Genomic DNA, 6,959 nt, shown 5'->3' with positions numbered 1-6,959 from the left:
CGGCATCCTCGGGCTCCGGGATGACGTTGTAGTCGCCGGCCAGCACCACCGCCTCCTCGGCCACGCGCAGGGCCTGGGCATGGCGCCGCAGGCGCTCCAGGAAGGCGAGCTTGTAAGGGTATTTTGGGCTGTCCACCGGGTTCCCGTTGGGCAGATAGATCGAGGCGACACGCACGGGGCGCACCGCTTCGCCGGACACGAGCGCCTCGATGTAGCGGGCCTGCTCGTCGTCGTCGTCGCCCGGGAGACCGCGGCGGATCTCGGACATCGCCAGGGGCGCGCGCACCAGCAGGGCGACGCCGTTGTAGGCCTTCTGGCCGAGGGTCTCGACAGCGTAGCCCGCTGCCTCGATCTCCGACCGGGGAAATCCCTCATCCTGGCATTTCAGCTCCTGCAGGCAGACCACGTCGGGTTTGGCCTCGTCGAGGAAGCCGACGAGATGGCCGACGCGCTGCTTGATCGAATTGACGTTCCAGGTGGCGATCCGCATGGGTCGGGGGTCTCTGGGCGTTGGTGCGCGAGGGTGTCCGTCATCGGGCCTTCGCCTCGGGCTGGCAAGGCGTCACACAGACTATGGATCGATTGGTGAGGGGGCCGGATGGCCGGGGACTGGCTGACGCCGATCTGCGCCTATTGCGAGCGCAGCGATCCCGGCTTCTGGGCGGAGCCGGTCAACGCTCTCTCGAACGCGGCCTTCCTGGTCGCGGCCGGTCTGGCGGCGTGGCGACTGCGCCGCGCCGGGACGGCGGATGTGCCGGCCTTCCTGCTCAGCGCCCTGGTGGCGGTGGTGGGTGTCGGCTCGTTCCTGTTCCACACCCTGGCGGTGCGCTGGTCGCTGCTGGCCGACGTCATCCCGATCGCGCTGTTCATCTACGCCTACTTCCTCCTGGCGATGCGGCGCTACTTCGACCTCGGAATCGGGGCGGCGCTCGCCACCACCGTGGCCTTCGCCGCCGTCAATCTCGGCCTGGAGCCGATCCTCGACGGGCTGACCGGCCGGTCGATGGACGCGCTGACCAACGGCTCGATCGGCTACGCCCCGGCCATCCTGGCGCTGGCGGGCGTCGCCGCCGGCCTGCTTGCGCCGCAGGGCTGCCGCCTCGGCCCGGCCCGGCACGAGGCCGGACGGGCGCTCCTCGGCATCGCCGCGCTGTTCGCCGTCTCGCTCGCCTTCCGCACCTTCGACCGAGCGGTCTGTCCGGTCTGGCCGCTGGGAACCCACGCGCTCTGGCACCTTCTCAACGCTGGCGTGCTCTACGGGCTGATCGCCGTCGCGGCCCGCTACCGTCGACGCCGATCGTAACACCGGGGCTCCGCTGCGGCCGGCCGTGTTGTTGCCCCCCCCGGCAAATCGTTGCAGAAGATCGGACCGCGCCGAGCGCGGCATCCACCTGCGCCGACCGACGCCGCGTCCCGCGCCGCCGCCGGACGCGGCAGGTCCCGGATGCGGCAGGTCCACGGCGCGACAGAGTGACGGAACACACCATGACACAGAGCCTTCGCCTCGGCGTCGCCGGCCTCGGCACCGTCGGCGCCGCCGTCGTCCGGATGGTCGCCCGCCGGGCCGAAGCCCTCGGCCAGACCAGCGGGCGGGCGATTCGCGTTACCGCGGTCTCGTCCCGCGACCGGAACCGTGATCGCGGCCTCGACCTCGCCGGCGTGAGCTGGTTCGACGATCCCGTTGCCCTGGCGACCTCCGGCGAGGTCGATTGCGTCGTCGAGCTCATCGGCGGCGCCGAGGGCCCGGCCCGGGAGACGGTCGAGACGGCCCTGGCGTCCGGCAAGCACGTGGTCACCGCCAACAAGGCGCTGCTGGCCAAGCATGGCGCGGCGCTCGCCCGGCAAGCCGAGGCGGCGGGCGTGGCGCTCGCCTACGAGGCCTCGGTGGCCGGCGGCATCCCGGTGATCAAGGCCCTGCGCGAAGGCCTGACCGGTAACACCGTGTCGCGCGTCTATGGAATCATGAACGGCACCTGCAACTACATCCTCACCCGGATGGAGCGCGAGGGCCTGACCTTCGAGGCCTGCCTCAAGGACGCCCAGGCCCTCGGCTATGCCGAGGCCGACCCGACCTTCGACGTCGAGGGCTTCGACACCGCCCACAAGCTTGCGATCCTGACGAGCCTCGCCTTTGGGACCGAGATCGACGCCGAGGGCGTCTCCGTGGAGGGCATCTCGGCGATCCAGCCCCTCGACCTGACCATGGCCGAGGAACTCGGCTACCGGATCAAGCTTCTGGGCGTCGCGCAGACCGCGGCCGGCGGCATCGAGCAGCGGGTGCACCCGACGATGGTGCCGAAATCCTCCGCCATCGCCCAGGTGATGGGCGTGACCAATGCCGTCACCATCGATGCGGACGCGGTGGGCGAACTCACCCTGATCGGCCCCGGAGCCGGCGGCGAGGCCACCGCCTCGGCCGTGGTCTCCGACATCACCGACATCGCCGCCGGCACCCGCCGCCCGACCTTCGGACGGCCCTCGGCGTCCTTGAGCCCATCCCAGCGCGTTGCAATGCAGCGGCACGAGGGCGGCTACTACATCCGCCTCACCGTGCACGACCGTCCCGGCGTCGCCGCGGGTGTGGCCACCCGCATGGCCGAGCGCGACATCTCCATCGAGAGCATTCTCCAGCGCCGCTCCGAGAGCGCGGCCTCGAAGGACCCGCACGGTCGCTCGGGCCAGCCGGTCCCCCTGGTGCTGATCACCTACGCTGCCACCGAGGGCACGATCCGGGACGCCCTCGACGCCATCGCGGCCGACGGTCTGCTCGCCGAGGCGCCCCAACTGATCCGGATCGAACGCGAGTAGCGTCGTTTCGTCTGCCAGCAAACGATCGGTGGAAGAACGAAGAAAAATGCGCGCAACTCGCGAAATGTGATGTCTCAAGCGCATTTTAGTTCATAAGAAGCGCCCGACAGAGGCGCAGGGGCGCGAGGTTTACATGTCCGGTGGCATCTTGGAATCACGTGCACCGGTGGCCCGGTCTCTCACGCTGGAGCTGGCGCGCGTCACCGAACGCGCGGCCATCGCCGCCGCCCGCCTGCGCGGGCAGGGCCGCGAGAAGGAGGCCGACCAGGCCGCCGTCGACGCGATGCGCCTGGAACTCAACCTGCTGCCCATCGACGGCACCGTGGTGATCGGGGAGGGCGAGCGCGACAACGCACCGATGCTCTATATCGGCGAGCGCCTGGGCACCGGCGACGGCCCGAAGGTCGACATTGCTGTCGACCCCCTCGAGGGCACCACCCTCTGCGCCAAGGACATGCCCGGCGCCATCGCGGTGACGGCCCTGGCGGAAGCCGGGTCGCTGCTCGCCGCTCCCGACGTCTACATGCAGAAAATCGCCATCGGCCCCGGCTATCCGGCCGGCCTCGTCGATCTCGACGCCAGCCCGGCCGACAATATCGGGGCGCTTGCCCGTCATAAGGGCGTCGACCCCGCCCAGATCACCGCGATCATCCTCGACCGGCCGCGCCACATGCAACTCGTCGCGGCAGTGCGCGAGACCGGAGCCGGCATCCGCCTGATCTCGGACGGCGACATCGCGGGCATCATCCACACCGCCAACGCCGACGCCACGGGTGCCGACATCTATCTCGGCATCGGTGCGGCCCCCGAGGGCGTCATCGCCGCCGGCGTGCTCCGCTGCATCGGCGGACACATGCAGGGCCGCCTGATCCTCGACAGCCACGACAAGCGCGAGCGCGCCGCCCGGATGGGCATCAGCGACCCGAACCGGAAATACGAATTGCACGACATGGCGCGCGGCGACGTCATCGTCGCCGCCACCGGGGTCACCGACGGCGCCCTCCTCAGGGGCGTCCGCTTCCGGCCCGGCTTGATCGAGACCGAAACCGTTGTCTACCGCTCGGCCAGCGGCACGGTCCGGCGCATGCTCTGCGAGCACCGCCTGCTCGGCGACGTCTGAACCCGGGCGAGCGGCTCTGCGGCGCGAAACAAGCCGACCAGGCCCATCCGATGTTTGCGGGACCGGAACGACAAGGTTCGGCGGCCTGCCGGGATTTGATCGGAGATCGCAAAGACCAGACCGGCGCCGCATCGGCGAGTATAGGCGCCCAAAGTCGGCACAATGCCGCCATCAAAATGTCTGCCCGGCCGAATGAGATGCCCACGTGACGGGCGAATACTTCCACGTTCGTCGCCCGAGCCTGCAAGGGCGCGGATGGAGGGATCGGCATCGGCGCCGGCCCGGAACGGCGGACCGCGCTGACCATGATCGACCCTCCCAACTCCGACGATACCCAGACCGACGATGCCGGGGTCGGCCCAACCGCGCGCGCCAGGCAGATACGATCGGGCGTCGCCGCATGTGGCACGCTCGCGCTGGCCGTCCTCCTAGGGGGCGGCCTGACCTATTGGTCCCGTCACCCGACACCAGCCCGGCACGACGCCGTGGCCGCCGCGCCGCTGGTTGCGGCCGTGCCCGAGCCGGAGGTCACCGAGGTCGCGGCGGGGCCCGCACGCGAGACGCAGGTGGCCGCCGAGTCCGCCGAACGCGTGCAGGAAGAGGCGCCCGCGGCGACGCCCGAGCCCGCCCTCACGATGGCCGCGCCCGAGCCCTCGGCTCCGGATGCCGCCCCGGAACCATCATCCACCCTCGCGGCCGTCGCGCCGCCCCTGGCACCGCGCCTGGTCCCGCTTCCAGTGCCGCGCCCCCCCGAGTTTCGTTCGGGCCGGGCCGCATCGCGGGCGCCGCGTTCCGCCGCGCGCCAGGCCTTGCCCGTCGCCACGACCCCGCCGGAGGACACTCGCTCCTTCGTGGAGAAACTGTTCGGCCTCGGGAATCCCGAGCCACCGCGTCTCGCCTACGCGGCCCTCGAGACGAAGCCCACCGAGGATGTCTTCCGCAGAGCCCTGAATCTCGTCCCGCGCGGCACCGGCGGCGTCGCGGTCTACGATATCCGCGCCAAGGTGGTGACACTTCCGAACGGCGAGAAGCTCGAGGCGCATTCGGGGCTCGGCGCGATCATGGACGATCCGGCGCACGTACATGTCCGCATGCGGGGGCCGACCCCGGTCGGCACCTACGACATCACCGAGCGCGAGCAGCCCTTCCACGGTGTGCGCGCCCTGCGCCTGCATCCCGTCGGAGGACCGGAGGCGGTGCACGGACGAGTCGGTCTCCTCGCGCACACCTACATGCTGGGCGCGAGCGGCGCCTCGAATGGCTGCGTCTCCTTCAAGGACTACGAGAAGTTCCTGCAGGCCTATCTGCGCGGCGAGGTGCAACGCCTCGTCGTGGTCGCGGGCGGTTAGCCCCGCCTCACGTCCAAGCTCCCGGAAGCCCAGGCTCGGGCTTTGCCCGTATCAGGCGCCGGCACCGCTTGCACACGTGGGTCCATCCGCTCGGAGGATGCGCCCAGGAGCGCCCCGATCCCCTCGGGATCGGGACTGGTGCGCCGGATCTCTCTGGGAAAACGCGGAGTTAGTTGAACAGAGAGCCGACGCCGCCCTGGACGCGACCGAGGCCCTGCTTGGCGACCGGGTTGCCGGGCTCGATCTGCGCGGCGCGCTGATAGCTTTCCGCCGCTTCCTTCTTGCGATTGGACTTCTCGTAGGCGAGGCCGCGATAGGCCCAGGAGGTGGCGTCCTTGTTGTTGACGTTGAGGGCCGCGTTGTAGTCCTCGATCGCCTTGTCGTACTGATTGGTGGCGATCAGGCTCTGACCGCGCGCCGCGTAGGGCGCCGCCACGAAGGGGTTGCGGTCGATGGCGGCGTCGAAATCCCCGATGGCCTGGGTGTTCTGACCCTGCTTCTGGCGGACGAGGCCACGGGCATGGTAGGCCTCGGCCGATTCCGGCGCGAGGCTGATCGCCCGGTTGAGATCGGAGGTTGCGCCGTCGAGGTCGCCTTGCGCGCGCAGCACGTTGGCGCGGCCGATATAGGCCGGGGCGTAGTTCGGGTCCGCCGAGATGGACTTCGAGAAATCTTGGAGCGCGGCGTCGTTGCGGCCGATCTGGCGATTCGCCAGCGCCCGGTTGTTGTAGGCCGAGGCCGAGTTCGGATCGATCTGCACCGCCTTGGTGAAGTCGCCGATGGCGTCGTTGAACTGACCGGCCCGGGCATAGGCCGCACCGCGCGTGACGTAGGCCGCCGCGTCGTTGGGATTACGCTGGATCACCTCGCTGAGGGAGGCGATGTTGACCGTGGTGGCGCCCGTCTGGTCGGATTCGAGCACGGCGAACTGGCGCGACGCGGTGGCGCCGCCGCCATAGGTCTCGCAGCCGGCCAGGGCGGCCGCCACGAGCGCCGTGGCCCCGAACAGCCCCGCCTTCGATGCCCGCAGCTTCAAAACCGTCATGGTCCTCGCTCCCCCCGGCGTCGCGCGCGACGCCGCCCCCAAATCGATCGCAATCCGCGCCGGCGCCCGCATGCTGGGATCCGGCCGCGCCGGCACCATTCCGCATCGCGGTGAATGGGCGCTTAAAATCGGCGTCGGGTTCCGCTCAAGCGGCTGGATGTGGCGAAGGTATGGCCCTGGCCTGCGCCGGCCCGAAACGGCCGGCTGGGCCGTCGCTTACTGGGCGCGTGTCGCAATCGGGCCGCGGTTTTCGCAGGCCCGTCAGGATTTCTGGACGAACTGGGTAACGTGACCCATCTTGCGCCCGGGGCGGGACTCGCCCTTGCCGTAGAGGTGCAGTTGCGCCCCCGGCCGGCCGAGGATCGCGGCCCAGTCGTCGACATCGCCGCCGATGAGGTTGTGCATCTCAACCGCCATGCCGCCGACCCGGGCCGAATCGCCGAGCGGCCAACCGCAGACGGCACGGACGTGCTGGGCGAACTGCGAGGTCGTCGCGCCTTCGATGGTCCAGTGGCCGGAATTGTGGACGCGCGGGGCGATCTCGTTGACGACGACCCGGGCGGGTCCGTCCGCCTGGGGCACGAGGAACATCTCCACCGCCAGCACGCCCACATAGTCGAGCGCCTCGGCGATGCGG

The 6,959-nt window shown here is 70.3% G+C and carries 8 protein-coding genes; 5 read left to right on the top strand and 3 right to left on the bottom strand.

The genetic code is table 11. The features are described from left to right. Positions 1-490, bottom strand: a 490-nt coding sequence (locus MFF30_RS24715) for an exodeoxyribonuclease III (protein ID WP_238282864.1), incomplete at its 3' end; no start/stop codon positions are given. Positions 491-598: 108 nt separating this feature from the next. Between MFF30_RS24715 and MFF30_RS24710 the strand changes: the two genes are divergently transcribed. From MFF30_RS24710 to MFF30_RS24695, 4 genes are all read left to right on the top strand, one after another. Then, positions 599-1,303, top strand: coding sequence for a ceramidase domain-containing protein (locus tag MFF30_RS24710; protein WP_238282863.1), 705 nt, complete (start codon positions 599-601; stop codon positions 1,301-1,303). 182 nt (positions 1,304-1,485) lie between these two features. Beyond that, positions 1,486-2,808, top strand: a complete 1,323-nt coding sequence (locus MFF30_RS24705; protein ID WP_238282862.1) for a homoserine dehydrogenase — start codon at positions 1,486-1,488, stop codon at positions 2,806-2,808. Positions 2,809-2,941: 133 nt separating this feature from the next. Continuing rightward, on the top strand, positions 2,942-3,928 hold the full coding sequence (gene glpX / locus MFF30_RS24700) for a class II fructose-bisphosphatase (RefSeq protein ID WP_238282861.1): 987 nt from the start codon (positions 2,942-2,944) through the stop codon (positions 3,926-3,928). A 305-nt stretch (positions 3,929-4,233) separates the two neighbouring features. Beyond that, on the top strand, positions 4,234-5,277 hold the full coding sequence (locus MFF30_RS24695) for a DUF2778 domain-containing protein (RefSeq protein ID WP_238282860.1): 1,044 nt from the start codon (positions 4,234-4,236) through the stop codon (positions 5,275-5,277). A gap of 169 nt (positions 5,278-5,446) precedes the next feature. Here MFF30_RS24695 and MFF30_RS24690 read toward each other — a convergent pair whose 3' ends face one another. Then, positions 5,447-6,322, bottom strand: a complete 876-nt coding sequence (locus MFF30_RS24690; RefSeq protein ID WP_238282859.1) for a tetratricopeptide repeat protein — start codon at positions 6,320-6,322, stop codon at positions 5,447-5,449. On the opposite strand from MFF30_RS24690, the gene MFF30_RS24685 reads away from it, so the two are divergent. Then, entirely contained in the window at positions 6,321-6,614 is a 294-nt protein-coding gene (locus tag MFF30_RS24685; RefSeq protein WP_238282858.1) for a hypothetical protein, read from the top strand. The two genes, MFF30_RS24690 and MFF30_RS24685, sit on opposite strands and share 2 nt — an antisense overlap. Here MFF30_RS24685 and MFF30_RS24680 read toward each other — a convergent pair. Further along, positions 6,584-6,959 (bottom strand): ATP-grasp domain-containing protein (locus tag MFF30_RS24680; RefSeq protein WP_238282857.1); only part of this gene is annotated, 376 nt, incomplete at its 5' end. The genes MFF30_RS24685 and MFF30_RS24680 overlap by 31 nt on opposite strands.

Source organism: Methylobacterium goesingense, assembly GCF_022179225.1.
GTDB lineage: Bacteria > Pseudomonadota > Alphaproteobacteria > Rhizobiales > Beijerinckiaceae > Methylobacterium > Methylobacterium goesingense.
Note: the sequence above shows the minus strand (reverse complement) of the source record. Positions and strands in the feature narration are given on the sequence as shown.

Coding starts and splice junctions, on each gene's coding strand:
- MFF30_RS24710 (WP_238282863.1), top strand. CDS start 599: ATGGCCGGGGACTGGCTGACGCCGATCTGCGCCTATTGCGAGCGCAGC.
- MFF30_RS24685 (WP_238282858.1), top strand. CDS start 6,321: ATGGTCCTCGCTCCCCCCGGCGTCGCGCGCGACGCCGCCCCCAAATCG.
- MFF30_RS24695 (WP_238282860.1), top strand. CDS start 4,234: ATGATCGACCCTCCCAACTCCGACGATACCCAGACCGACGATGCCGGG.
- MFF30_RS24705 (WP_238282862.1), top strand. CDS start 1,486: ATGACACAGAGCCTTCGCCTCGGCGTCGCCGGCCTCGGCACCGTCGGC.
- glpX (WP_238282861.1), top strand. CDS start 2,942: ATGTCCGGTGGCATCTTGGAATCACGTGCACCGGTGGCCCGGTCTCTC.
- MFF30_RS24690 (WP_238282859.1), bottom strand. CDS start 6,322: ATGACGGTTTTGAAGCTGCGGGCATCGAAGGCGGGGCTGTTCGGGGCC.